The organism is Streptomyces sp. SYSU D01066-1, from assembly GCF_054956795.1.
Window position 1 is genome coordinate 37,276 of sequence record NZ_JBUDHV010000044.1, and the last position, 25,229, is coordinate 62,504.

Genomic DNA, 25,229 nt, shown 5'->3' on the forward strand with positions numbered 1-25,229 from the left:
CCGGTGCGGCGGGGGCGGCTGTCCGGTGCGGCGGGGGCGGCTGTCCGGTGCGGCGGGGGCGGCTGTCCGGTGCGGCGGGGGCGGCTGTCCGGTGCGGCGGGGGCGGCTGTCCGGTGCGGCGCGGGCGGATGTCCGGTGCGGCGCGGGCGGACGTGACCGCCCCGGCCTCACTGTGTGAACCGGCCCGGCACGCGCGCGTGGTGGCCCGGCACGCGCGCGTGGTGGCCACGGCGGCGGGTCCCCGCGCGCCGTGGAGAGACGCCCGTCGCCGTCTGCGCGGGCACCGGCGCGGACGACGACGGGCCTCACGGACCTCACCGGCGAGCCGGGCTCGTGGACCCGGCGCGCGTCCGCCATGAGGCACGCGCGCGGGAGACCGGCGCGCGGCTGGTGCGCGCCCGCGGCGGCTGCGGCTCCCTGCCGCACCACCTCGGCCTGTGCTTCACGGCCGGGCGGCTCCCCGAGGGTGTGCCGCCCGGCCGTGGACGGCTTCGCGCGGGTGGGCGCCGCCTTCCCGGGCGGCGGTCCCGGGTGCGGCGAGACGGCGAAGGCGTTCATGGAACCGACGCTCCGCCTCGCGCTGGACGAAGTGCCGGAGACGGCCGGGCAGGCGGCCGGGCAGGTCACGACGGCGGTGGCGACAGCGGTGGGGCGACGGCGGTGGCGACGGGCGACGCGCTGACCGGCCGGCTGCGGGCGGCGGGCCAGCGGTCCCGGGTGGCGGCGGAGCGCTGACGGACCGGCGCGGGCACCGGACACCCCGCACGGGGACCGTCCGTCAGAGGACGCGTCCGCCGGAGGACGCGTTCACCGGAGGCCCCGTCCGCCAAGGGCCCGTCCGCCGGCGGAGCCGTCCGTCACAGGACCCACCCGCCGATGGTCCACACCATCCCGCTCGTCCAGGCCAGTCCCGCCACCACGGCGAGCACCATCCCCGCCTTCACCGGCCGCCCGACGGATCGTCGCCCGTCGGGCCCCTCGTCGGACCATCCGTCGGACCACCCGTCGAGTCGCTCGACGGAGCGGCCGGGCCGGGCGAAGGACTGGTGGGCTCGCTGCGAGGTCGTCATGTGGACCAGCCTGCCCGGGATCGCCGGACCGTCACATCCGTACGGATACTCAGGTACCCGGGCTCAGACCGGGGCGTCCGCCTCCCGCAGCGCCCGCCGGCACAGGGCGTCCGCCCTGCGGGTGGTCTCCGGGAGCCGGTAGGCGGGGGTGAGCGCCAGGGTCTGCGCGCAGGCGTTGTCCAGGCCGACGCGGTGCCCGACGGACACGTAGACCGGCTTCACGCCGTCCCGGGTGCGCAGGGCGCGGCCGACCTCCTCGTCTCCCGCGAGCAGCGGGGACGTACTGCCGCGCGGCGCGTCCGGGGTGTCGTGGGTGAAGGTGAACGGGTTCTTGGCGACGCCGATCGTGGGCAGGCCGGTGAGGACGCCCAGGTGGCAGGCGAGGCCGAAGCGGCGCGGGTGGGCGAGGCCGTAGCCGTCGCAGACCACCAGGCCGGGCCGGACGGGCAGGGCGTCGAGCGCGGCGAGGACGGCCGGGAGTTCGCGGAAGGCGAGCAGGCCCGGCACGTACGGGAACGAGATCCGTCCGACGGCCGTGGCCTCGGCGACGACGGTGAGGGTCGCCGCGTCCAGGACGACGGCCGCCGCCGCGACGACGTCACGGGCGTCGTCGTAGGCCACGTCGACCCCGGCGACCCGGCCCGTGCCGGGCGGCGGGCCGGGTTCGTCGAGCACCAGGCGGGCGCGCAGCCGCTCCTGGACCGCGCGGGCCCGCTCCTCGGTCGCGGGCCAGCCCTCGGGAATCGGTACGGTCGTCATGGTGGCCACGAGCCTACGAGGGGCAGGGCACCCGCCACGCACCGGGCCGCCGGGTCACTCGCCCAGCGCGCGCCCCGCCGCGCGTGCCCGAGGAGGTGCCCGCGGCCGAGGATGCGCGCGTGGCCGGCGTGCGGCTTGCCGTCCTCGGCCCGGGTCACCGGAGCGCGGCCCCCGGTCCACCGGAGCGGGCGCGCGCTCCTTGTCCACCGTCCGGGACGCCCTCTCCTGGGCCCACCGGAGCGGGCTCCCTCCCCGATGCGCGCGCACCGCCGCTCCGGTGCGGCGCTCGGTCCGCGCGGCGTGTCCGGTCGCGTCCTTTCACATCAGCGAACGGATGCCCACGTTACGGACGAACCCGGCGCCCCGTGCGGCGTCCGCCCGCGCGCTTGGGCCGGCGGGGCCGACGGCGGGCGGGAGGGGCCGTTCGGTGGTATCGGGAGCGTCCCGGCGAGAGTCATGTCACTCGGCATCACTTCTGTGAATGAAGGTGGTGACAGAGGTCACTCTCCCCATGTGCACGGAGCGGCGCGTTCCGTCGTCTCATTCAGTGCCCGTCCCGTCCGCCCGTCCGCCCAGCCGTCCAGCCGTCCCGAGGGAGCAAGGCGTTGTCCATCGTCATCGAGCAGCCCGTCGAGGCACGCCTCGTCGCCGCCGCGCCCCGCATGCCGAGCATCCCCGCGAAGCTCCGCTACGACCGCCGAGACCCGTTCGCCGTCCGCATGACCTTCCCCGCCCCGGCCACGCTGGAGGGCGTGGACGTGTGCTGGACCTTCTCCCGCGAGCTGCTCCTGGCGGGCATGCGGGAACCCGAGGGCCACGGCGACGTCCGGGTGCGGCCGTACGGCTACGACCGCACCGTCCTGGAGTTCCACGCCCCCGAGGGGACCGCCGTGGTCCACGTCCGCTCGGGTGAGCTGCGCCGCTTCCTGGAGGCGACGAGCGTGTTGGTCCCCCTCGGCACGGAGCACCGCCAGCTCGACCTCGACCACGAGCTGGCGGAGCTGATGCGCGGCATCCGCTGACGGGTGCGGGGCGGGACGGCCTCAGCGGGCCGTCGTCGCCGGGCGGGCGGCGGTGGCCGCGCCCACCGCCGCGCACAGCTCCCGCATGATCCACGGGAGGCCGGGCGTCCCCGCGCCCCGTGCGGCCAGCGCCTCGCCCCGGGCGCCGTCCGCCGGCCGGCCCACCCCGCGGACCCGGGCCGCGGCGGCCAGGACGGCGACGGCCGCGTCCTGGACCGGGATCGCGGCGACCGGCGCCGGACCGCACAGGACGTGCCGGGTCCGCTCGCGGAGCGCGTCCACGAGGGCGGGCCGGGCCAGGGCGTACGACACGGACGGGAAGACGCCGAACACCCGCCGTTTCTCGGCGCGCAGACACCGCTCGGCGACCAGTTGCTCCCGTACGGCGTCGTAGGTGATCCGGGCCCGCAGCCGCACCCAGGTCCGCCAGTCGTGCGGCAGGGACTCACGGACGAGGTCGAGGAGCCCGTCCAGGACGGGGTCCCCGGTGCGGGAGTCCAGGTCGACGGGGGTGGCGATGCCGTCGTCGTCGACGAGCAGACCGCACCGGACGAGTTCGGCGAGGGCCCCGGCCCGCACCAGGCGGTGCGGCGGGGTGGTCTCCCCCGCCAGCAGGCACAGACGGGCGGGCAGCGAGAGCGAGCCGTGGGGCACGGGTGTCTCCTTCGGGGCGGGCGGTGCGACCTCGGCGGGAATCCGGTTGACACCCCACCCGGCCTGTTCCTACGGTGTGCGGGTCTTGTCGTCGTCGATCGGAGCGGGACGTTGCTCGTCTGAGGTTCTGAGACACCGCGTCACACCTCTCAGGTGTGTGCGCCGCGTGCGACCTCGGCGTTCGAGCCGTCCCCGACGAACAGGGCTTCTCCCACCTCCAGGGCCTCCTGTCCCCTCGGCCTGTTCCCCGGTCCGCCGGCCCGTCGACGTCGACGCCGGCCTCCGTGTCGCGGTGTCTCGGTACGCGTCTGCCCCTGACCGCACCACGCAACCGCGGAGGCACCCCTCCATGCATCCTTCCGTCAGCTGTACGGCCCTCTCCTTCGCCTGGCCGGACGGCACCCCCGTCTTCCAGGACCTCGACGTCGCCTTCGGCCCCGGACGCACCGGACTCGTCGGCGTCAACGGGGCCGGCAAGTCGACCCTGCTGAAACTGATCGCCGGACGGCTCACCCCCACCGGCGGCACCGTCCGGGTCACGGGCGAGGTCGGCCACCTCCCGCAGAACGTCACCCTCGACACCGCGCTGCGCGTGGACGAGGCGCTCGGCATCGCCGCGCGGCGGGCCGCGCTGCACGCCATCGAGGCGGGCGACGCGGCCGAGGAGCACTTCGAGACCCTCGGCGACGGCTGGGACGTCGAGGAGCGCGCCCGCGCCACCCTCGGCGAACTCGGCCTCGGCCACGTGGACCTGGACCGCACCGTCGGCGAGGTCTCCGGCGGCGAGTCGGTGCTGCTGCGGCTCGCCGCGCTGCTGCTGCGCCGGCCCGACGTCCTGCTGCTGGACGAGCCGACCAACAACCTCGACCGGTACGCCCGCGGACGGCTGTACGCCGCTATCGCCTCCTGGTCCGGGGTGCTGGTCGTGGTCAGCCACGACCGCGAACTGCTCGACCTGGTCGGCCAGATCGCCGACCTGCGCCGGACCGGTGCCGCCGGGCGCGGCGGCCCGGGCGGCGGCGAGATCGTCTGGTACGGCGGCAACTACTCCGCCTACGCGGACGCCCTCGCCGTCGAACAGGAGGCGGCCGAGCGCATGGTGCGGGCCGCCGGGGCGGACCTGCGCAAGCAGCAGCGCGAACTGGCCGACGCCCAGGTCAGACTGGCCCGCCGCAAGCGGTACGGCCAGAAGATGTACGAGCAGAAACGCGAACCCAAGATCGTCATGGGGGCGCGCAAGCGCGCGGCGCAGGAGTCCGCGGGCAAGCACCGCACCCTGCACGAGGAGAAGCTCGCCGAGGCCCGGGAGCGGCTCGACGAGGCGGCGGAGGCCGTACGGGACGACGACGAGATCCGCGTCGACCTGCCGTACACGGCCGTCCCGCCGGGCCGTACGGTGCTCACCCTGCGCGAGCTGGAACTGCGCCACGGCGCCCGGGTGACCGGCGGTCTCGACCTGCACGGGCCCGAGCGGATCGCGCTGGTCGGACGCAACGGCGCGGGCAAGACCACGCTGTTGCGCACCATCGCCGGGGAACTGGCCCCGGTCGCCGGGGAGGCGGTGGCGCACGTGCCGCTGCGGTTCCTGCCGCAACGGCTCGACGTGCTCGACGACGCCCTGTCCGTCGCCGAGAACGTGGCCCGGTTCGCGCCGGACGCCACCGGCAACCGGGTGCGGGCGCGGCTGGCCCGCTTCCTGTTCCGGGGCGCCCGCGCCGACCAGCGGGCGGGCACCCTCTCCGGCGGCGAGCGGTTCCGGGCGACGCTGGCCGCGCTGATGCTGGCGGAGCCCGCGCCGCAGCTGCTGCTGCTGGACGAGCCGACCAACAACCTGGACATGGCGAGCGTCCGGCAACTCACCACGGCCCTGGAGTCGTACGAGGGCGCGCTGATCGTGGCCGGCCACGACCTGCCGTTCCTGGAGTCGCTCGGCATCACGCGCTGGCTGCTGCTGGAGGAGGGGGAACTGAGGGAGACGACGGCGGAAGCGGTCGCGAAGGGCGTGTGACGGCCTTCCGCGGGGAGCGCCGGGGCGCCCGGCGCCGCGTCCCGGCCGACCGGCGCCGCGCGCCCGGGTTTTCCCTCCCGCGCGCGAGGTACTTGAGCAGGACCTTTACGCCGCACTTAACCTACGGTCACGTAACCTACGGTGTCGTAGCCTACGATGCCGTAGGTTCCGGCACCGCTCGCCGGACCCGTCCGTACGGTCACCCGTCCCCCTGGAGTTTTCGTGACGCTCACTTCCGCCCATCTCGGCAGCCCCTCCGCCTGGACCGACGCCCGGCTGCTGTACGCGCTGGAAGAAGTGGTGGAGAAGGAACTCAACCGGCATCTGAAGGTCGCCAAGGACTGGATGCCGCACGAGTACGTGCCGTGGAGCGACGCCCGTAACTTCCCCGGCCTGTTCGAGGACGGCGAGGCCTGGGAGAAGGAGCAGTCCAAGGTCACCGAGATCGGCCGGATCGCGCTGGTGGTGAACCTGCTCACCGAGGACAACCTTCCCAGCTACCACCATGAGATCGCCTCCCTCTTCGGCCGCGACGGCGCCTGGGGCACCTGGGTGCACCGCTGGACGGCGGAGGAGGGCCGGCACGGCATCGTGATGCGGGACTACCTGCTCGCCTCGCGCGCGGTCGACCCGGACAAGCTGGAGGAGTTCCGGATGGCCCACATGAGCGAGGGCTTCGAGTCGGACAACCGGCACTCGATGCTGCACTCGGTCGCCTACGTCGCCTTCCAGGAACTGGCCACCCGCATCTCGCACCGCAACACCGGCCACCAGTCCGGCGACCCGGTCTGCGACCGGATGCTGGCCCGCATCGCCACCGACGAGAACCTGCACATGGTCTTCTACCGGAACCTGCTGAAGGCGGCGTTCGAGCTGGCGCCCGACCTGACGATGCAGGCGGTGCGGGACGTGGTGGTCAACTTCCGGATGCCCGGGCACGGCATGCCGGGGTTCGAGCGGGCGGCGGCGCAGATGGCGATCGGCGAGGTCTACAACCTGCGCATCCACCACGACGACGTGCTCCAGCCCGTGCTGCGCTTCCTGAAGATCATGGAGATCGACGGGCTGGGCCCGGAGGGGATGAAGGCTCAGGAGGAACTGGGCCTGTACATGAGCGGGCTGGACGCCGAGGCCGCCAAGTTCGACGAGAAGCTGGCGGCGCGCAAGGCGCGGATGGCGGCCCGCGCGGCCGGCTGACCCCACGTCCGCGCCGCCGCCCGGCCGGCTGACCTCACGTCCGCGCCGCCGCCCGGTCCGGCGCCGCGCCCCGCACGCCGGTGACCGGACGGGGGCGCGGTGGGCCCGCCGGGACCGGCCCGGCGCAGCGGACGTCCGCCGGGCGCCTCCGTCAGGGCGCGGCGCGGCGCAGGGCCAGCCGTTCCTTCTCGGAGAGGCCGCCCCAGACGCCGAAGCGCTCGTCGTTGCCGAGGGCGAACTCCAGGCAGGCGGAGCGGGTCGGGCACAGGCCGCAGATCCGCTTCGCCTCGCGTACGGAGCTGCCGGGTTCGGGGAAGAAGAAGTCCGCCCCGGTCTGCGCGCACAACGCCTCCTGCTGCCAGGCGAGGTCGGGCGCCGTGATGGTGTCGTTGAGCATGGGCAGCAGCGTGCCGGGCGGCGCAAAACGTTCGATCAACGCGGGATCAACGCCCGGGCACCGGCCTCCGGCCCCCCGATGATCACTCGTACGCCGCCGGGAGGCACGGCGGCGCGCGGGACGGCGGCGGCGATTGTCAGTGGGCGGTGCGGGACTCGGCGGAGCAGGCCACGGGACCCTTCCGGGAGGGCGAAGATGCTCACCGACCGCTAGGGCACCGGCGCTCCGGCCTGGATCGACGTCGTCACGCCCGGCCTCGCCGGCGCCGGTCGCCCGCGGACGCCGCTCGGCGGCCTCGTCCCGGCGGGTCAGGCCGAGGCCCGGCACACCAGGGTGGTCGGCAGGATCACGCCCGACGGTGCGGCCGGGGACCCGGCCGCACTGTCCAGGCCGCGCAGCAGGAGCCGGGCCATCAAGCGGCCCATCTCCTCGATGTCCTGACGGACCGTGGTCAGCGCGGGATCGGTCTGCTCGGCGACCGGGAGCATGTCGTCGAAGCCGATCACGGCCACGTCCTCGGGGACGCGCCGCCCGTGCGCGCGCAGCACCCGCAGGGCGCCCGCCGCCGTCAGGTCGTTGGCCGCGAACACGGCGTCCAGGTCCGGGCACCGGCCGAGCAGTTCCCGCATCGCGCGCTCACCGCCGCCCGGGGTGAAGTCGCCCCGGACGACCAGCGCGGGGTCGGCGTCGCCCACGACGTCGCGGTAGCCGGCGAGCCGGTCGGCGGCCGAGGTCTGGTCCAGCGGACCGGTGATGTGCGCGATCCGGGCGCGGCCGAGGGCGGCGAGGTGGCCCACGGCGCCCCGGGCGCCGCCGCGGTTGTCGCTGTCGACGTACACCACGCCGTCGCGCCCGTCGCTCCAGCCGGGGCGTCCGCCGAACACGGTCGGCACCCCGGCGCGCTGGATGAGGCCCGGCAGCGGGTCGTCGAGGTGCAGGGAGAAGACCAGCGCGCCGTCGACGTGCCCGCCCGCGAGGTAGCGGCCGACCCGGGCGTGGTCCTCGCGGCCCTCGGTGAGCAGCAGGACGAGCTGGTTGTCGTGGGCGGTCAGCTCCTTGCCGATGCCGCGCAGCTGGAGGGCGAAGAAGGGGTCGGCGAAGACCCGTGCCTCCGGTTCGGCGACGACCACGGCGACGGCGTCGTGCCGCCGGGTCACCAGGGAACGGGCGGCCTGGTTGGGCACGTAGCCGAGTTCCTCGACCGCGCGCCTGACCCGTGCGGCGAGGGCCTCGCGGACCCCTGCCGCACCGTTCACTACCCGGGACACGGTGGCCCGCGAGACCCCGGCCCGGGCGGCCACCGCCTCCAGCGTGGGACGCGGCGCTGTGTCGGTCACGTGGGCTCCTCCTCGGCGGCTGCGGTTCAGGATAGCCGCGGGCCACCGAGGGGACATCGTCAGTGGTGGTGGTGCTCCGGTGCCCGCTGCGCCGTCTCCCCGGGCGCCGCCTTCGCGTCCGCGCCCTCCGCGCCCTCCGCTTCTTCCGCCCCGTGCGTGCCGTGGTCGTGCGGGTCGTACCCGGGGATCGTCCCGTCCGCCTTCTTCACCAGGAACAGCCCGACCATGCCCATGTCGGAGTGGCTCTGCACATGGCAGTGGTACATCCACGCCCCGGCGCCCACGCCCTCCCCGGCGATCACCTGGAAGCCGAAGGAGTCGGCCGGTCCGGTGATCTTGTTGTCGACGACCCGGCTGGGGTCGTCGGGGCCGGTGAGCAGGCCGGTGCGGTTGTCCGCCCAGCGGTGACCGTGCATGTGGAAGGTGTGGTAGTACTCGCCGTGCGTGATCATCACGAACTCGACGCGGTCGCCGACGGTGGCCTCGAAGTCGGGACCGGTGTGCGCGGGCCGGTTGTTGATGAGCATGTCGTTGAAGACGATGGTGTGCGTGGCGTCCGGCAGGACGTCGCCCGCGCGGCGGACGATCACCGGTCCGTACAGGCCGCCCCGGATGCCGCCGGTGCCGTGCTCGGTGCCGACCACGTGGTCGTGGTAGTGCCAGTAGCCGGCACTGCCGGGCCGCCAGGTGCCGTCGGCCCTCCGGCCGGGCTCGTGGGTACGCCAGGTGTAGGTGCGGGTGCCGCCGGGCGGGACGTCGCTCCTGTTCAGCGCGGTGCCGTCGCTGGTGATCTCGTAGTCCAGGCCGTGGACGTGCAGGCTGACCGGGATGTCCATGGTGTTCTCGAACTCGACGTGGAGCGTGTCGCCCTCGTTCAGCTCGATCAGCGGCCCGGGGACCGTCGCCTTCCCCTTCTCCAGGCCGTATCCCAGCTGCCCGCCGGACAGCCGCTCCGCGTAGAGCTTGAGGTGCCGGACCGCGCCCCCGGCCGGAGCCGTCTTCACCGCGGCGGCGGCCACGGGGGCTCCGGACGACTCCGACGCCGCCACGGACAACGATGTCGCGACGGCCGCGCCGCCCAGCAGCACCCGTCGGTTGAAGCCGCGTCTGTCCATGCCGAACTCCCCCATCCGGTAACGGGATTGACGGGACGTAGCTGTGATGAACCTGTGCGACGGTACCGGCCACCCCGCTGTTTATCCACACTCAGGACAAAGTTCGTCGTATGCCGGTCATACCTATTGGCGAGCCGGGCAAAGAGGTCTAGCTTCCTTGGCGCTGCTGCCGCGACCGAGGAGGGGTGGGTGACCACGTGCGGTTCTCGACACCACACAGGTCCGTGCGCTTACGAGGGCTGAGCGCCACGGGGAAGAGAAGACGGGGCCGGACGGCGGCGCTGACCGCCGGGTTCCTGACCGCGGGGCTGCTGTCGGCCCCGGCGGCCGGCGCGCTCCCCGCGCCGGAACCGCCTCTGACAACGATGTCGATCAAGTCTCCGCCGGGCGGCGCCGACGTCCGGGTACTGGTGTTCTACGGGTCGGCCGCCGCCGGTGAGGAGTCGCCGGTCGTCGACGCCGGTATCGCGGCGATCGAGCGGATCGGCCTGACCGGGCCCGCGGACCAGCGCTTCACGGTCACGGCCACGGCCGACGCGTCGGTGTTCACCAACGGGAAACGGCTCGGCCGCTTCAACGCGGTGGTGTTCCTGACCGGCGGCGGCGACGTGCTGGACCCCGAGCAGGAGGCGGGTCTGGAGGCCTACATGGAGGCCGGCGGCGGTTTCCTCGGCGTCCATGACGCGGCGCGCGCGGAGCCGTACTCGGACTGGTTCACCGGTCTGATCGGCGCCCGTCCCGCCGCCGGTGCCGCGCCCACCGTCCAGCGGGCCACCGTGGAGGTCGGCGACCGGCTGCACCCGGCCACCAAGGACCTGCCGGTGCGGTGGAAGCGCCCCGACAAGTGGCTGAACTGGGCCGAGAACCCCTCCGGCGAGGTGCACACCGTGGCACGGGTGCGCGAGTCGACGTACGCGCCGGGGGCGAACGCGGGCGGCTGGGACCACCCGGTGAGCTGGTGCCGCGACTACGACGGCGGACGCTCCTTCTACACCGGCATGGGCGGCACGGCCTCCTCCTACGACGAGACCGACTTCCGCACCCATCTGCGCGGCGCCCTGCTGTGGACGACCCGGCTGGTCCAGGCCGACTGCAAGGCCACCATCACCGGCAACTACCGGGCGGAGCGGCTGACCCGGCCCAACCAGCCCGGCCGCAACGACCAGATCGGCGAGCCGCACGGCCTGGTCACCGCGCCCGACGGCCGGGTGTTCTACATCGGCCGGGGCGGCACGGACGCCTCCCAGCCGGTGGTGACCGACTGGAGCGACCCGGACATCGGCAAGGGCACGGGCGAGATCCACGTCTACGACCCGGCCACGAAGCAGGTCACCCTCGCCGGTGAGCTGACCGTCTTCGGCAACAAGGGCGGCGGCGAGGAACTGGTCAAGGTCGAGGAGGGCCTGCTCGGCATCGAACTCGACCCGGACTTCGAGGACAACGGCTGGGTGTACCTGCACTACACCCCCCACTCGGAGATCGACCGCGAGAGGCACCTGGCCGAGCGGCGCGTCTCCCGCTTCACCCTCGACCGGGCCACGAACAGACTGGACCTGGACAGCGAGAAGGTGCTGCTGCGCTGGCCGGTGCAGATCCACAGCTGCTGCCACGCGGGCGGCGGCATGGCCTGGGACTCGAAGGACAACCTGTACATCGCCACCGGGGACAACAACTCCAGCGGCTTCAGCGGCGGTTATTCGGGCAACAACCCGGAGCCGGCCTTCAAGGGCGTCTCCTTCGCCGACGCCCGCCGCACCGCCGGCAACACCAACAACCTCAACGGCAAGATCCTGCGCGTCCACCCCGAGCCGGACGGCACGTACACCCTCCCCGAGGGCAACCTCTTCACCGGCGAGGAGACCGCCGAGGGCGGCGGCAAGACGCGCGGCGAGATCTACGTGATGGGCGTGCGCAACCCCTCGCGCATCTTCGTCGACAAGTCGACCGACACCCTGTACGCGGGCTGGGTCGGCCCGGACGCCTCGGCCCCCTCCCCGACCTGGGGACCGGCGAAGTACGACACCTTCGCGGTGATCACCGAGGCGGGCAACCGGGGCTGGCCGTACTGCATGGGCAACAAGCAGCCCTACCGGGACCGGAACCTGCCGGACCCGTCGCAGCCGCTGGGCTGGTACGACTGCGACCACCCGAAGAACGAGTCGCCGAACAACGACGGCCTGGTCAACCTGCCGCCGGTGACCGGCAACAACATCTGGTACTCGCCGCAGGGCGGCGGCCCCGACTTCCCGCGCGACGCGAACGGCGTGCCGTCCTACGAGCAGGACGAGAGCACCTACCTGCTGCCGTGGCTCACCGGCGGCAGCCAGGCGGCGATGACCGGACCGGTCTACCGCTACGACGCGGCGAGCGACAGCGCGGCCAAGTGGCCCGCCTACTGGGACGGCAAGTGGTTCGTCGGCGACTTCTACGACGCCGGGCAGCCGCGCAACGCGGTGCTGATGGACCCGAAGACACAGGGGGACGGCGGTCTGCCGGTGCACTCCGAGTCACTGAAGGAGATCGTCCCGGTCGGCGCGGACGGCATCAAGAACCTGATGGACTGGAAGTTCGGTCCGGACGGGGCGCTGTACGTCCTCGACTACGGCCGCGGCTTCTTCACCTCGGACGCCAAGTCGGCCCTGTGGCGGGTCACCTACACGGGCGGCGGGCCGACGCCGGCCGCGGGACAGCTGGCGAGGGGGACGCAGTGACACGGGGACGAAGAGGGTGGGCGGCCCTGCTGGCCGGTCTGCTGATGGTGCTGGGGCTCCAGACCGCGGCCGTCGGCGAGGACGGGCCGGCCGCCGCCGCGCCCGCCGCGCAGCAGGTCCTCACCTGGACCGCCGGCGACGACATCACCACGTACACCTCCGCACCCGAGACGGCGGTGGCGGGCCCGGCGACGATCGTCTTCGAGAACAGCGAGGCGACCGGCAACACCACCGGCATGCCGCACACGCTGACGTTCACCACCAGCGACCCCGAGTACAACGACGACGTGCAGCTGAACATCCTGGCCTCCCCGTTCGACGCCCAGGGCGGCCGGCACACCGCCGAGGTCACCCTCTCCCCCGGCCGCTACCTCTACCACTGCACCATCCAGGGGCACACGGAGATGAAGGGCGTCCTGGTGGTCACCGAGGGCGGCGGCGAGGACACCACGGCGCCCGAGACCAGCGCGGACGTGCGGGGCACCCGGAACGCCGAGGGGCAGTACGTCGGTGCGGCGAGCGTGGCGATCGGCGCCACCGACGCGGGCGGCTCGGGCGTCGACCGGGTCGAGTACGCGATCGGCGCGGACGGCGCCTGGCAGCCGTACACCACCCCGGTGGTGATCGACGAGGTCGGTGACCACACGGTCCGCTACCGCGCCTTCGACAAGGCGGGCAACGCGGCGGCCGAGAAGAGCGTGAGGTTCACGGTCGTCGCCCCGCCGACCGACGACACCACGCCGCCGGACACCTCGGCGACGGTCGACGGCGAGCGGAACGCGGACGGGGCGTACCTCGACATGGCGACGGTGACCGTCAGCGCCTCCGACACCGGTTCCGGCGTCAACACCATCGAGTACGCGGTCGGCGACGGCGCCTGGCAGCCGTACACCATGCCGGTGATGGTGCACCGGACCGGCACCCACACCGTCCGCTACCGGGCCACCGACAAGGCGGGCAACGCGGCGGCGGACAAGAGCGTGACGTTCACGGTCGTCGCCGCTCTGCCGCAGGACACCACCGCACCGGTGACCGGCGTGACCGTCGAGGGCACGCGCAACGCCAACGGGGCGTACGTCGGCGGCGCGAAGGTGACGGTCAGCGCCACCGACGCGGGCGGCTCGGGCGTCGCGGGGATCGAGTACTCCCTCGACGGCGGGCCCTACCTGGCGTACACCGTGCCCGTGTTCGTCGACCGCGCCGGCACCCACACCGTGGCCTACCGCGCGCGCGACGAGGCGGGCAACGTCTCCCAGCCGCTGAGCGTGAGCTTCACCGTCGTCACCGGCGGCGGGGTGCCGGCGCCGCCCTGCCCGGAGTACGACGAGCGGCTCACGGTGATCGTCGGCGCCGTCGACTCGGGCGTGCCCAACCGGGTGACGAACAACCGGTGCCGGATCAACGAGCTGATCGAGGACGAGCGGGAGTGGACCTCGCACGCCCTGTTCCTCAAGCACGTGCGCGAGGTGACGGCGCGGCTGCTGGCCGAGGGCGTCATCGACCAGCGGGAGCTGAAGGCGGTGCGCGCCGCCGCCCGGGAGTCCGGCATCGGCACGCCCGGCCGGACCGAGGGCTACCGCACGATCATGGACGGCACCGCGGAGTCGCTGGCCAAGTGGGAGCAGGTGGGCGGCGGTTCGTTCACGGCGGGCGGGGACGGGTCGATCACCTCCGGCACCACCGAGCCCGGCCTGGGCATGCTGTGGTTCCCGGAGCGCGCCTACGGCGACTTCTCGCTGAAGCTCCAGTGGCGGGACGACGCGCCGGGCACGGGCAACGCCAACTCCGGTGTGTTCGTGCGCTTCCCCTGGGTCCACGGCCACCCGGAGGAGTCGCGTCCGGAGTGGGCCGCGATCAAGTTCGGCCATGAGGTCCAGGTGTTCGACAGCCCCGGCGGCGACATGTACAAGACCGGCTCGGTCTACGGCTTCGACCGGGTGGGACTCGCCGGGGCCGGGGTGACCCAGAAGGGCACCTGGAACGACTACGAGATCCGGGTGGTCGGCCAGCACTACTCCGTCTACCGCAACGGCGTGCTGATCAACGAGTTCGACAACACCGGCGGCCAGGAGTTCGAGCCCCCGCGCTCGGACGACCCGGGCACCGACGGACGGCGGTACGCCGCCGGGTACATCGGGCTCCAGGTGCACGGCACGACGGACGTGGTGTCCTACCGGGACGTGCGGATCATGGATCTGTAGGTCACGGGGGCTTCCTCGCGCGGCTCGGCCGTACCCGTCCGGGTCCGCCCGGCATCGCCGGACACTCGGGCGGGTACGGCGCGGCGGGTACGGCGGGTCGGCTGCCGGGGCGCCGGTCCGCCAGCCGGGCGGGCGGTCGGGCGGTCGGGCGGTCGGGCGGTCGGGCGGTCGAGGAGGACTGTCCCCGAGGGCCGCTCGGGCCGAAGCGGGTGGCCGGGGCGGCGCACGGCCACGCGGAGCACGGGGCACGGTTCCGGTACGCCGCGCGCTCGCGCCGGCGGCGCCGGGCCGGGCCGGACCCCGGCCGGCCGCGTCTTCGCCCGGCCGGCGGGGCCGGTCCGCACCGGCCCGGCGGAGATGCCCGCGCCGCCGGGCCGAGGGCGCTCTCCCGACGGCGGCTGTCCTGACGGCCGGGCCTGTGGTTGGCTGTCGACCGCCGTCCGAGCCAGACCGAAGGAGAGCGTGTGATGACCGGTGCCCCTGTCCCCTTCCAGGTGTACGAGGCGGGAACCTATCTGCACGGCACGAAGGCGGACCTCGCTCCGGGAGATCTGCTGACCCCCGGCCGCGCGTCCAACTTCGAGGCGGGGCGCGTCTCCCGCCACGTCTATGTCTCCGAGACCCTGGACGCCGCCGTCTGGGGCGCCGAGCTGGCGGCCGGTGACGGGCCGGGGCGGATCTACGTGGTGGAGCCGACCGGCGCTCTGGAGGACGATCCCAACGTCACCGACAAGAAGTTCCCGGGCAACCCCACCCGTTCCTACCGGACCCGCGAGCCCGTGCGGGTCGTGTCGGAGCTGACGGGCTGGACCGGTCACACCCCCGAGCAGATCCAGGCCATGCTGGACGCACTGGAGGACCTGCGCCGCCGCGGCGCCGCCACGATCCTGGACTGATCAGGGCTGCATCAGCACCTTCACGGCGCCGTCCCGCTTCTTCTGGAACATCTCGTAGGCGCGCGGGGCGTCGGAGAGCGGCACCCGGTGGGTGGCGAAGTCCTGGACGCCGAGGGGGTCCTCGTCGGTGAGGTAGGGGAGGATGTCGTCGCTCCAGCGGCGTACGTTGGCCTGCCCCATCCGCATCTGGATCTGCTTGTCGAACAGGGTGAGCATCGGCATCGGGTCGGCCATGCCGCCGTAGACGCCGACCAGCGAGAGGGTGCCGCCGCGGCGCACCAGGTCGATGGCGGTGTAGAGGGCGGCGAGGCGGTCGACGCTCATGCGTTCGGCCAGGGGGCCGCCGAGCTTGCGGGGCATGAGCGCGGCGCCCTGCTGCACCAGCTTGCTGATCGCGCTGCCGTGCGCCTCCGTGCCCACGGCGTCGATCACGGCGTCCGGGCCGCGCCCGCCGGTCTCGTCCCGGATGGCGGCGACGAGTTCCTTCTCGTTGTCGAAGGAGCGCAGGTCGTACGTCTCCACGCCCCGCTCGCGCGCCCGGCGCAGCCGCTCGGGGACGAGGTCCACCCCGAACACCCGTCCGGCGCCCTTGACCTGCGCGACCCGGCAGGCCATGTCGCCGATGGGGCCGAGGCCGAGCACGGCGACCGTGCCGCCCTGCGGGACATCGGCATAGGCGACGGCCTGCCACGCGGTGGGCAGCACGTCGGAGAGGTAGACGAATCGGTCGTCCGGCGGCCCCTGGGGCACCTTGATCGGGCCGTACTGGGCCTGGGGGACCCGCAGGTACTCCGCCTGGCCGCCGGGCACCGAGCCGTACAGGCGGGTGTAGCCGAACAGGGCGGCGCCCATGCCCTCACCGGTGACCTGGGTGGTCTCGCACTGGGTGGGCAGGCCGGTGTCGCACATGTAGCAGTGGCCGCAGGCGATCTGGAACGGCACCACGACCCGGTCGCCCGGCTTCAGGTCCGGCACCTCGGGGCCGACCTCCTCGACGATGCCCATCGGCTCGTGTCCGAGGATGTCACCCGGCGTCATGAACGGGGTGAGCACTTCGTAGAGGTGCAGGTCGGAGCCGCACAGCCCGGTGGAGGTGACGCGGATGACCGCGTCCGTGGGCTCCTGGATCCCCGGGTCCGGCACCTCCTCGACGCGCACGTCCCGCTTGCCCTGCCAGGTCACTGCCTTCATCGTCTCGCGCTCCCTCCGTCACCCGACTGCGCGCTCGCACGGTGACGCCCGGGTACCCGGGGCCCCTCTCCCGAACCGTCACGCTGGTCCGATCAGCCGATCAAAGGCGCATTATCAGAAGAAGTCGGGTACGGCGATGAATGCGTCAAGGGGCGCGCAATCAGTGACATGGGAGAGCGGACGGGTGGTCGGGGTGCGACGAGGCGGGCGAAGAGACGGGCGGGACGGGGCGCGGGCCCGGGTTGGTGCGCCGCGGGCGGCGCTGACCGCGGCGGTGGCGGCGGCGCTGCTGGCGGCGGGCTGCTCGGCGGGGCCGGGGGCGGACGACGACGCACGGGGATCCGCGTCACATCCGTCGCGGAGCACCACAGGCGGTACGGCCTCGCCGCCGGCCGGGAAGACGGCCTCCCGGCCGGCGGTGGGGACGGCCTCCCCGTCCGTGGCGGAAACGGTTCCGTCCCCGGCGGGGAAGACGGCTTCGTCCTCGCCGGGGAAGACAGCTCCGCCCCCGGCGGGGAAGACGGCCTCTCCGCTGGCCGTGAAGATCGACAACGCGCCCGCCGCCCGCCCCCACACGGGACTGGAGGCGGCGGACGTCGTCTACGTGGAGCCGGTCGAGGGCGGGCTGAGCCGGCTGATGGCCCTGTACGCGACCAGGCTGCCGGCGAGCGTCGGCCCGGTGCGCAGTGCCCGCGAGAACGACCTGGAGCTGCTGCGCCAGTTCGACCGGCCGACGCTCGCCTTCTCCGGCGCCCAGCGCAAGCTGCTGCCCCGCGTCGACAGCGCGCCGCTGCGGGCCGAACAGCCCGGTACGACGCCCGGCGCCTACGTCCGCGACAGGGGCCGGACCGCCCCGCACAACCTCTATCTGCGCCCCGGCCGACTGCTGTCCTCGGCACCGGGCGAGACGGCCCTGACCACCGGTTTCCGGTACGGGGCGGCGCCCAGGGGCGGGCGGGCCGAGAGCACGCGCACGGTGCGCTACCCGGCGGCGCGCTTCACCTTCACCTGGTCGAGGGAGCGCGACCGCTGGCTGATCGGCATGGACGGCGCCCCGGCCGTCACGTCCGGCGGCAAGCGGCTGGCGCCCGCGACGGTGGTCGTGCAGTACGTGCGGGTACGGGAGTCCGAGCTGCACGACTTCCGGGGCAACCACTCGCCGTACGTGGAGACGGTGGGCTCCGGCCGGGCCGACGTGCTGCGCGACGGGCGGGCCCACAGCGCCACCTGGCGGCGGGCTTCCGCCACGGACGGCACGGCGTTCACCGCCGCGGACGGCTCGCCGGTGCGGTTCGCCGAGGGCCAGGTGTGGGTGGTGTTCGCGCGGGCATCCTGACGGCCGGTCCATGGGCGGACGGTCCATGGGCGGCTCATTCGTGGACGGACGGTCCGTGGACGGTCGATTCGGACGGCCGGTCCGTGGGCGGCCCGTTCGGACGGCTGATTCACGGGCGGCCCGTTCGCACGGCCGGTCCGTGGGCGCCGGTTCAGTGTGGGCCCGGCAGGGGCTCGCCCGGGTTGCGCAGCCCCTCGGCGGCGTCCGCGACCCGCTGGATCAGCCGGAAGAACAGCTCCTGCTCCTCCCCGGTCAGCGGGGCCAGGAACACCTGGTTCATCCGGGCCGTGCGCACGGTGAGCTTGCGGTGGGTGCGCGCCCCCTCGTCCGTGGGGCGGAGCAGGGCACGGCGCCCGTCCTGCGGGTCGCGCACCTTGTCGATCAGTCCGCGGCGGCTCAGCCGGCTGATCACCTCCGCGATGGTGGACCGGTCGAGCCCCACCCGCTCCCCCACCGTGCGCTGGTCCAGTCCCGGCTGAGCGACCAGCGCGTTGAGGACCGCGAACTGCGGCGACGTGATCTCCTCGGAGACCATCGCGTTCCACAGCAGGTAGTGCGCCTGCTGGAGCCGCCGGGCCAGATGCCCGGGATGGGTGGTCAGGTCCACCGCGGCCATGTGCGCTCCCGTGATCGTATTCGTCGGTGCACTGAACAATACTCCCTCGTCAATGCCCGAGCACATCACACAAACCGGCGTTGAACTGGCTCTTGACGACTTCCTCAGCCGATGGCAGCGTGTGGGAAACCTCGCCGAAATACTCAGTGCCCTGACTAATTCCTGGCTCGGGCGCCTGACAGGGACGGTCCTCCATGACTTCGCCTTCCATCACTCTCACCCAGCACGACATAGACGCGGAGATGGCCGCCGAGCGCGCCGCGTACGAGAAGCGGCTCGCCGACGGCGGACCGGTCGAGCACCACCCGCGCCGCGACTACGCCCCGTACCGGTCCTCGCTGCTGCGCCACCCCGAACAGCCGCCGATCGCCATCGACGTCACGAAGGACCCGGAGCTGGTGGAGCTGTCCTCCCCGGCCTTCGGCGAGCGCGACCTGACCGCCGTCGACAACGACCTCACCATCCAGCACCCGGGTGAGCCGGTCGGCGAGCGCATCACCGTCTCGGGCCGGCTGCTGGACCGCGACGGGCGTCCGGTCCGCGGCCAGCTCGTCGAGATCTGGCAGGCCAACTCGGCCGGCCGCTACGCCCACCAGCGCGAGCAGCACGACGCGCCGCTCGACCCGAACTTCACCGGCACCGGCCGCACCCTCACCGACGACGACGGCTTCTACCGCTTCACCACCATCCAGCCGGGACCGTACCCCTGGCGCAACCACGTCAACGCCTGGCGTCCGGCGCACATCCACTTCTCGCTCTTCGGGTCGGCGTTCACCCAGCGGCTGGTGACGCAGATGTACTTCCCGAACGACCCCCTGTTCCCGTACGACCCGATCCTGCAGTCGGTGACGGACGACGCCGCCCGGCAGCGGCTGGTGGCGACGTACGACCACAGCCTGTCCGTGCCGGAGTTCTCGCTCGGCTACCACTGGGACATCGTGCTCGACGGCCCGCGTGCCACCTGGATCGAAGAAGGACGCTGACCTGCCATGACGAAGATCGACACCAGCCGCCCCGAGAGCGTGCTGCCCACGCCGTCGCACACCGTCGGCCCGTTCTACGGGTACTCGCTGCCGTTCCGCGGCGGCGAGGACATCGCGCCCGTCGGGCATCCGGACACCGTCACCGTGCACGGGTACGTGCTGGACGGCGAGGGCGCGCCGCTGCCGGACGCGCTCGTGGAGGTGTGGGGCCCGGACCCGGACGGGAACGTGCCGACGGCCGACGGTTCGATGCGCCGGGACCCGGCGACCGGGACGTACCTCGGGCGCAACGGCGTGGAGTTCACCGGCTGGGGCCGCATCCAGACCGACGCGGACGGGCACTGGTACGCGCGGACGCTGCGCCCGGGGGCGCGCGGGCAGAACGCGCCCTACCTGAGCGTGTGCGTCTTCGCGCGGGGTCTGCTGGTGCACCTGTTCACGCGGATCTACCTGCCGGGCGACGAGGCCGCGCTCGCCGCCGACCCGCTGCTGTCCCGGGTGCCCGAGGACCGCCGCGGCACGCTGGTCGCGGCCGAGGAGCGGCCGGGCGCGTACCGCTTCGACATCCGCCTCCAGGGCGAGGGCGAGACGGTCTTCCTGGAGTACAAGTGACCTCCGACGGCACCGGGACCGGTCTGCTCGCCCCCGGGTGGGCCGGCTCCCCGGCCGCCGACGCGACGGACGACCGGGCGTACCTGCGGGCGCTGCTCGACGCAGAGGCCGCCCTGACCCGCGCCCAGGCCGCGCTGGGCCTCGCCCCGGACGGGGCGGCGACGGCGGTCACCCGGGCCGCCGACCCGGACCGCTTCGACCTGGCGTCGATCGCCGGGCGGGCCCGCGGCGGCGGCAACCCGGTCATCCCCCTGGTCGCGGATCTGACGGAAGCGGTCGGCCAGGAGTACGGCCCGTACGTGCACCGGGGCGCCACCAGCCAGGACATCCTGGACACAGCGGCGATGCTGGTCGCCGCCCGCACCCTGGACCTGGTCCTGGCCGACCTCGCCCGCGCCGAACGGGCGCTGGCGCGGCTCGCCGCCGAGCACCGGGACACCCCGCTGCCGGGCCGGACGCTCACCCAGCACGCCGTGCCGACGACGTTCGGGCTGAAGGCGGCCGGGTGGCGGTCGCTGGTGCTGGACGCGCGGGACCGGATCACGGCGGTGCGCGAGGGGCTGCCCGCCCAGCTCGGCGGTGCCGCCGGGACGCTGGCCGCCTTCGCCGCGTACGGCGCCGGGGACCCGCTCGCGCTGCCGGGCGCGTACGCCCGTGAACTGGGCCTGGCCGAGCCCGCGTTGCCGTGGCACACGCTGCGCACGCCGGTCGCCGATCTCGCCGGGTGCCTGGCGACGGCCGCCGGGGCGCTGGGCAAGCTCGCCGCGGACGTGCTGGTCCTCGGCCGTACCGAGACCGGCGAGGTGGCCGAGGGCAGCGGCGGCGGGTCCTCCGCGATGCCGCACAAGGCCAACCCGGTGCGCGCCACGCTGATCGCGGCGGCGGCCCGGCGGGCCCCGCAGCTCGCGGCGGTGCTGTACGGCTCGCTCGCCGCCGAGGACGAGCGGCCCGCCGGGGCCTGGCACGCCGAGTGGGAGCCGCTGCGCGACCTGCTGCGGCTGACCGGCGGCGCCGCCCGGGACGCCGCCGAACTCACCGAGGGGCTGCGGGTGGACCCGGCGGCCATGCGCGCCCACCTGGAGCTGACCCACGGGCTGATCGTCTCCGAGCGGCTCTCCGCCGAACTGGCTCCGCTCCTCGGCCGGTCCCGGGCGAAGGCGCTGCTCACCGACGTGGCGAAGCGCACCTACGCCGAGGGCCGCAGCCTGGGCGAACTCCTTTCGGAAGTACCGGAGCTGAAGGACGCCGACCTCGCCGCCCTGACCGATCCCGCCCGTTACACCGGCAGCGCCGCTGCCCTCACCGACCGCGCACTGGAGCGACGTTGACCCTGCTCGATCACCGTACCGAAGGCCCCGCCACCGCTCCCCCGCTGCTGCTCGGGCCCTCGCTCGGCACCTCGTACGCCCTGTGGGACCGGGTGGCGCCCGAGCTGTCCATCACCCACCGGGTGATCCGCTGGAACCTGCCGGGGCACGGCGGCTCGGCGGCCGACCTGATCCGTGCCGGGGCGACCGTCGGGGACCTGGCCGCGCTGGTGCTGGCGCTCGCCGACGCGCTCGGCGTGGAGCGGTTCGGGTACGCGGGGGTGTCGCTGGGCGGCGCGGTCGGGCTGCACCTGGCCGTGCACCACCCCGAGCGGCTCACCTCGCTGGCCGTGATCTGCTCGTCGGCGCACTTCAACGGCGCCGGGCCGTGGGAGGAGCGGGCGGCGACGGTCCGCCGGGAGGGACTGGCCGACCTGGCCGCGAGCGCGGACGCGCGGTGGTTCACGCCCGGGTTCACCGTGCCAAAGCTGGTACGGGACCACCGGGAGGCCGATCCGGCGGCGTACGCGGCCTGCTGCGACGCGCTGGCCGCGTACGACATCCGGGACCGGCTGGCGGAGGTCACCGTGCCCACGCTGCTGATCGCCGGGCGCGACGACCCGGCGACGCCCCCCGCCCATCTGCGGGAGATCGCCGACGCGGTGGCGGGATCGGCGCTGGTGGAGATCCCGGGCGCCTCGCACCTGGCGCCCGCCGAGCGTCCCGAGGCGGTGCTGACCGCGCTGCGCGGCCACCTCGGCGGGGGTGCCGGGCGGGGCATGGCGGTACGGCGGGAGGTGCTCGGCGACGCGCACGTGGACCGGGCGCAGTCCCGGCAGACGCCGTTCACCGCCCGGTTCCAGGACTTCATCTCGCGCTACGCCTGGGGTGAGATCTGGACCGACGAGACCCTCTCGCGCCGCGAGCGCAGCATGGTCACGATGACCGCGCTGGTCGCGCACGGCCACTACGAGGAGCTGGCCATGCACGTGCGGGCGGCACGGCGCAACGGGCTGACCCCGGACGAGATCGGCGCGGTGCTGCTCCAGACGGCCGTGTACTGCGGGGTGCCCGCGGCCAACTCGGCGTTCGCGACGGCCCAGCGGGTGCTGGCGGAGGAGGACGGCGCCTAACCGGGAGGGGCGTCGGGGAGAGATGCCGTCAGGTGCTCCCACGCCGTGTGCGCCTGCTCCCCGACCAACCCGAACTGTGTGATCACCGCGACGCACCGCCCGTCCTCGTCGTCGAGTTCCAGGGCCGAGGTCGGGCCGTGCGCCGCCGTGGCGCGGACCAGGCGGCAGGCCGCGACGCCCGCGAGGTCGATCTCCACCGAGCTGTCCTCGATCGCCGCGAAGACCCGGCCGCCGGCGGTCCGGTCGGTGACGTGGACGCGTCCGCCGCACGCCTGCATCGCCGAGGGGCCGAACACCGCGACGCCGACCGGCAGCCCGACGGAGCGGACGTGGTCCAGCACGGAGGAGACCAGGCCGGCGTCGACGGTGCGGTGCTCGCCCCGGTAGCGGGCGAACCCCGCGCGCCGGGCGGCGCCCCCGTCGGCGAGCACCGCGTCGAGCTGGGCGAGCTGGTCGCCGTCCTCCCAGGCGGGCACCTCGGGCGGCGCGGCGGGCGGCTCGGCGGCCAGGACGCCGGTCTCCACGGTGCGGACAAGGCCGGCCAGCAGCCGGTCCCCCTCGGAGAGCAGCCGTCCCTGGTGCGCGGTCCGGCCGTCGGTGTCGAACAGGTGCAGGGCGACCGTGCCGGTGCGCGCGTCCCGCGCCACCACCGCCGAGGAGATCCCCGCGCCGTCCAGCCGCAGCGCGATCGAGCCGGGCCGCACGGCGAACGCGTCGCCGCGCAGGCTCGGCACCGCGTAGCCGCCCGCCTGTTCGATCCGGGCGACCGGCCCGCCGGTGACCGCCTGCACGTACCGGAAGAGGGTCAGGCTGCGGGCCAGCTCCGGCATCCGCGCGTCGATCAGCCGGACGCCGGTGTCGCGCCGGGCGCAGTGCGCGTGGAAGGCGCAGCCGTCGTGTGGTTCCGGCTCCGGCACGGTCAGTACACGTCCCGTACGTAGCGCTTCGTCCGCCGCAGGTCGGCGAGGTACGCCGCGGCGTCGTCCGCGCCGCGTCCGCGCTGCTCGGCGATGATGTCCAGCAGGGCGGCCTCGACGTCCTTGGCCATGCGGGAGGCGTCGCCGCAGACGTACACGTGGGCGCCGTCCTCCAGCCACGCGTACAGCTCGCGCGACCGCTGGCGCATCCGCGTCTGCACGTACACCTTCTCGGCCTGGTCGCGGGAGAAGGCGAGGTCCAGTTCGGTGAGGACGCCGCGCTCGCGCAGGGCGGTCAGCTCGTCCTCGTAGACGAAGTCGGTGGCGCGGTGCTGGTCGCCGAAGAACAGCCAGTTGCGTCCGGCGGCGCCGCGGGCGGCGCGCTCGTGCAGGAAGCCGCGGAACGGCGCGACGCCCGTGCCGGGGCCGATCATGACCATCGGGGCGTCGTCGTCGGCGGGGACGCCGAAGGAGGCGTTCGGCTGGACGAAGACGCCGACGGGGGTGGTCTCGTCGGCACGGCCCGCGAGGTAGGCCGACGCGACGCCCTCGTACCGGCGCAGCGCGGTGGCGTAGCGGACGGAGGCCACGGTGAGGTGGACGCTGCCGGGGTGGGCGAGCGGGCTCGACGAGATCGAGTACTGCCGTGGCTGCAACGGCCGCAGGAACGGCAGGAGTTCGTCGAGGCCCAGGGCGGCGGCCCCGGCGTCCCGGAGCAGGTCGAGCACGTCCCGGCCCCACAGCCAGGAGTCGAGGTCGGCTCGGTCGCCGTGGGCGGCGACGGCGGCGAGGTCGCTGGCCGGGGCGCGTTCGGCGAGGTGGGCGACGAGGTCCCTGGAGGGGGTGCGGATCTCGCGTCCGGTGCGCAGCACCTCGGCGAGCGGCCGTCCGTCGACGTCCTCGTCGCCGGTGGCGCCGAGGTGTTCCAGGAGGGCGGCGACGAGCACGTCGTCGTTGACGGGGACGACGGCGAGCGCGTCGCCGGCCCGGTAGGTGATGCCGCTGTCGCCGAGGTCGAACTCGTAGTGGCGGATCTCCTTGGCGCTGCCCGGTGCGGACAGCAGCCGGTTGACGGCGAGGCGGGCGGGGTAGGGGTTGCGCTTGTTCCAGGCGGAGCGGGCCGGGCCGGCCGGTGCGGGGGCGGGCACCGCCGCCGTGGGGCCGTCCGCGCCGGTCTGCGCGGCGACGCGGTCCAGGACGGCGGCCGTCCACGCCGCCGCGGGTTCCTCGAAGTCGACGTCGCAGTCGACGCGGTCGTGCAGCCGGGTGGCGCCGAGCTGTTCCAGACGGGTGTCGATGACCTTGGCGGCCTGGCAGAAGTCGTCGTAGCCGCGGTCGCCGAGCCCGAGCACCGCGTAGCGCAGCGCCTCCAGGCGCGGGGCGGTGCCGGCCTGGAGCGCCTCCCAGAACAGTGCGGCGTTGTCGGGCATCTCGCCCTCGCCGTACGTGGAGGTGACGACGAGGACGTGGGACATGGCGGCGAGCCGCTCGGGCGTGACCGCGTCCAGGGCCACGGCGCTCCCGCCGAGGCCGCGGGCGCGGGCCGCGGCGACCAGCTCGCCGGCGAGGAACTCGGCGTTGCCGGTCTGGGTGCCGAACAGGACGTCGACGGTGACCGCGGGGGTGCCGGCCGTCGCGGTGTGGCGGGGGGGGGGGGGGGGGGGGGGGCCGCCGGGGCCGGGGTCGCGGCGGGTGGTGCTGGCGAAGCCGATGTCGTTCATGAACCTGTCGGGTGGTCCGGTGACGGCGTTGCGGGACTTCTACAAG

At 74.1% G+C, this 25,229-nt stretch carries 22 protein-coding genes and 2 pseudogenes; 14 read left to right on the plus strand and 10 right to left on the minus strand.

The window, feature by feature from the left end; all coding sequences use genetic code 11:
- Positions 1–481: 481 nt before the first annotated feature.
- The gene (locus tag ACY1JF_RS28465; RefSeq protein WP_462708126.1) at positions 482–682 is read left to right on the plus strand and encodes a hypothetical protein; all 201 of its coding nucleotides are present in this window, start codon (positions 482–484) and stop codon (positions 680–682) included.
- 175 nt (positions 683–857) lie between these two features.
- Here the strand turns inward: ACY1JF_RS28465 and mmpA are convergent, their stop codons facing one another.
- Positions 858–1,070: a morphogenic membrane protein MmpA gene (gene mmpA / locus ACY1JF_RS28470; RefSeq protein WP_462708127.1), complete on the minus strand. Its 213-nt coding sequence runs from the start codon at positions 1,068–1,070 to the stop codon at positions 858–860.
- 63 nt (positions 1,071–1,133) lie between these two features.
- A complete protein-coding gene (locus ACY1JF_RS28475) occupies positions 1,134–1,829 on the minus strand; it encodes an endonuclease V (RefSeq protein WP_462708128.1) in 696 nt (231 codons plus the stop codon).
- Positions 1,830–2,434: 605 nt separating this feature from the next.
- On the opposite strand from ACY1JF_RS28475, the gene ssgD reads away from it, so the two are divergent.
- Entirely contained in the window at positions 2,435–2,851 is a 417-nt protein-coding gene (ssgD, locus tag ACY1JF_RS28480; RefSeq protein WP_462708129.1) for a spore wall synthesis regulator SsgD, read from the plus strand.
- Positions 2,852–2,872: 21 nt separating this feature from the next.
- On the opposite strand, the gene ACY1JF_RS28485 is transcribed toward ssgD, so the two are convergent.
- Positions 2,873–3,505 (minus strand): GOLPH3/VPS74 family protein, encoded by a 633-nt coding sequence (locus tag ACY1JF_RS28485; protein ID WP_462708130.1) that lies wholly within the window; start codon positions 3,503–3,505, stop codon positions 2,873–2,875.
- Between the two features lie 436 nt (positions 3,506–3,941).
- On the opposite strand from ACY1JF_RS28485, the pseudogene ACY1JF_RS28490 reads away from it, so the two are divergent.
- The 3 genes and pseudogenes from ACY1JF_RS28490 to ACY1JF_RS28500 all read left to right on the plus strand — a co-directional run.
- Positions 3,942–4,352 (plus strand): annotated as a pseudogene (locus ACY1JF_RS28490) (ATP-binding cassette domain-containing protein); the annotation flags it as partial.
- 378 nt (positions 4,353–4,730) lie between these two features.
- Positions 4,731–5,513 carry an ATP-binding cassette domain-containing protein gene (locus tag ACY1JF_RS28495; protein WP_462708149.1) on the plus strand — a complete coding sequence of 261 codons (783 nt, stop codon included), beginning with the start codon at positions 4,731–4,733 and terminating at the stop codon, positions 5,511–5,513.
- A 222-nt stretch (positions 5,514–5,735) separates the two neighbouring features.
- Positions 5,736–6,710 (plus strand): acyl-ACP desaturase, encoded by a 975-nt coding sequence (locus ACY1JF_RS28500; protein ID WP_462708131.1) that lies wholly within the window; start codon positions 5,736–5,738, stop codon positions 6,708–6,710.
- Positions 6,711–6,861: 151 nt separating this feature from the next.
- On the opposite strand, the gene ACY1JF_RS28505 is transcribed toward ACY1JF_RS28500, so the two are convergent.
- From ACY1JF_RS28505 to ACY1JF_RS28515, 3 genes are all read right to left on the minus strand, one after another.
- A complete protein-coding gene (locus tag ACY1JF_RS28505; RefSeq protein WP_462708132.1) occupies positions 6,862–7,146 on the minus strand; it encodes a WhiB family transcriptional regulator in 285 nt (94 codons plus the stop codon).
- A gap of 269 nt (positions 7,147–7,415) precedes the next feature.
- Positions 7,416–8,444 carry a LacI family DNA-binding transcriptional regulator gene (locus ACY1JF_RS28510; protein ID WP_462708133.1) on the minus strand — a complete coding sequence of 343 codons (1,029 nt, stop codon included), beginning with the start codon at positions 8,442–8,444 and terminating at the stop codon, positions 7,416–7,418.
- Between the two features lie 59 nt (positions 8,445–8,503).
- Complete coding sequence (locus ACY1JF_RS28515; protein WP_462708134.1) at positions 8,504–9,559, minus strand: multicopper oxidase domain-containing protein; 1,056 nt, start codon at positions 9,557–9,559, stop codon at positions 8,504–8,506.
- Positions 9,560–9,783: 224 nt separating this feature from the next.
- Here ACY1JF_RS28515 and ACY1JF_RS28520 point away from each other — a divergent pair, with 224 nt between their 5' ends.
- The 3 genes from ACY1JF_RS28520 (at position 9,784) to arr (ending at position 15,367) form a co-directional block, all read left to right on the plus strand.
- A complete protein-coding gene (locus ACY1JF_RS28520; RefSeq protein ID WP_462708135.1) occupies positions 9,784–12,270 on the plus strand; it encodes a ThuA domain-containing protein in 2,487 nt (828 codons plus the stop codon).
- Positions 12,271–12,314: 44 nt separating this feature from the next.
- The gene (locus ACY1JF_RS28525; protein ID WP_462708150.1) at positions 12,315–14,471 is read left to right on the plus strand and encodes an OmpL47-type beta-barrel domain-containing protein; all 2,157 of its coding nucleotides are present in this window, start codon (positions 12,315–12,317) and stop codon (positions 14,469–14,471) included.
- A gap of 467 nt (positions 14,472–14,938) precedes the next feature.
- On the plus strand, positions 14,939–15,367 hold the full coding sequence (gene arr / locus ACY1JF_RS28530) for an NAD(+)--rifampin ADP-ribosyltransferase (protein ID WP_462708136.1): 429 nt from the start codon (positions 14,939–14,941) through the stop codon (positions 15,365–15,367).
- Here arr and ACY1JF_RS28535 read toward each other — a convergent pair whose 3' ends face one another.
- Positions 15,368–16,558 (minus strand): zinc-dependent alcohol dehydrogenase, encoded by a 1,191-nt coding sequence (locus tag ACY1JF_RS28535; protein ID WP_462708137.1) that lies wholly within the window; start codon positions 16,556–16,558, stop codon positions 15,368–15,370.
- 193 nt (positions 16,559–16,751) lie between these two features.
- On the opposite strand from ACY1JF_RS28535, the gene ACY1JF_RS28540 reads away from it, so the two are divergent.
- Complete coding sequence (locus tag ACY1JF_RS28540; protein ID WP_462708151.1) at positions 16,752–17,894, plus strand: DUF3048 domain-containing protein; 1,143 nt, start codon at positions 16,752–16,754, stop codon at positions 17,892–17,894.
- Positions 17,895–18,045: 151 nt separating this feature from the next.
- Here ACY1JF_RS28540 and ACY1JF_RS28545 read toward each other — a convergent pair whose 3' ends face one another.
- Positions 18,046–18,510 carry a MarR family winged helix-turn-helix transcriptional regulator gene (locus ACY1JF_RS28545; RefSeq protein WP_462708138.1) on the minus strand — a complete coding sequence of 155 codons (465 nt, stop codon included), beginning with the start codon at positions 18,508–18,510 and terminating at the stop codon, positions 18,046–18,048.
- Positions 18,511–18,719: 209 nt separating this feature from the next.
- Here ACY1JF_RS28545 and pcaH point away from each other — a divergent pair, with 209 nt between their 5' ends.
- From pcaH to pcaDC, 4 genes are read left to right on the plus strand one after another with little or no spacing between them, the layout of a single operon-like run.
- Positions 18,720–19,493 carry a protocatechuate 3,4-dioxygenase subunit beta gene (gene pcaH / locus ACY1JF_RS28550; RefSeq protein WP_462708152.1) on the plus strand — a complete coding sequence of 258 codons (774 nt, stop codon included), beginning with the start codon at positions 18,720–18,722 and terminating at the stop codon, positions 19,491–19,493.
- A gap of 6 nt (positions 19,494–19,499) precedes the next feature.
- The gene (gene pcaG / locus ACY1JF_RS28555) at positions 19,500–20,105 is read left to right on the plus strand and encodes a protocatechuate 3,4-dioxygenase subunit alpha (RefSeq protein ID WP_462708139.1); all 606 of its coding nucleotides are present in this window, start codon (positions 19,500–19,502) and stop codon (positions 20,103–20,105) included.
- The gene (gene pcaB, locus ACY1JF_RS28560; protein WP_462708140.1) at positions 20,102–21,433 is read left to right on the plus strand and encodes a 3-carboxy-cis,cis-muconate cycloisomerase; all 1,332 of its coding nucleotides are present in this window, start codon (positions 20,102–20,104) and stop codon (positions 21,431–21,433) included. Before pcaG ends, pcaB begins: the two co-directional genes overlap by 4 nt.
- Positions 21,430–22,545: a bifunctional 3-oxoadipate enol-lactonase/4-carboxymuconolactone decarboxylase PcaDC gene (gene pcaDC / locus ACY1JF_RS28565; RefSeq protein ID WP_462708141.1), complete on the plus strand. Its 1,116-nt coding sequence runs from the start codon at positions 21,430–21,432 to the stop codon at positions 22,543–22,545. The genes pcaB and pcaDC overlap by 4 nt, the downstream gene beginning before the upstream one ends.
- On the opposite strand, the gene ACY1JF_RS28570 is transcribed toward pcaDC, so the two are convergent.
- On the minus strand, positions 22,542–23,462 hold the full coding sequence (locus ACY1JF_RS28570; protein ID WP_462708142.1) for a hypothetical protein: 921 nt from the start codon (positions 23,460–23,462) through the stop codon (positions 22,542–22,544). The genes pcaDC and ACY1JF_RS28570 overlap by 4 nt on opposite strands.
- Before the next feature lie 2 nt (positions 23,463–23,464).
- Complete coding sequence (locus tag ACY1JF_RS28575) at positions 23,465–25,063, minus strand: sulfite reductase subunit alpha (protein WP_462708153.1); 1,599 nt, start codon at positions 25,061–25,063, stop codon at positions 23,465–23,467.
- A gap of 55 nt (positions 25,064–25,118) precedes the next feature.
- Here ACY1JF_RS28575 and ACY1JF_RS28580 point away from each other — a divergent pair.
- Positions 25,119–25,229 (plus strand): annotated as a pseudogene (locus ACY1JF_RS28580) (aminoacyl-tRNA hydrolase); the annotation flags it as partial.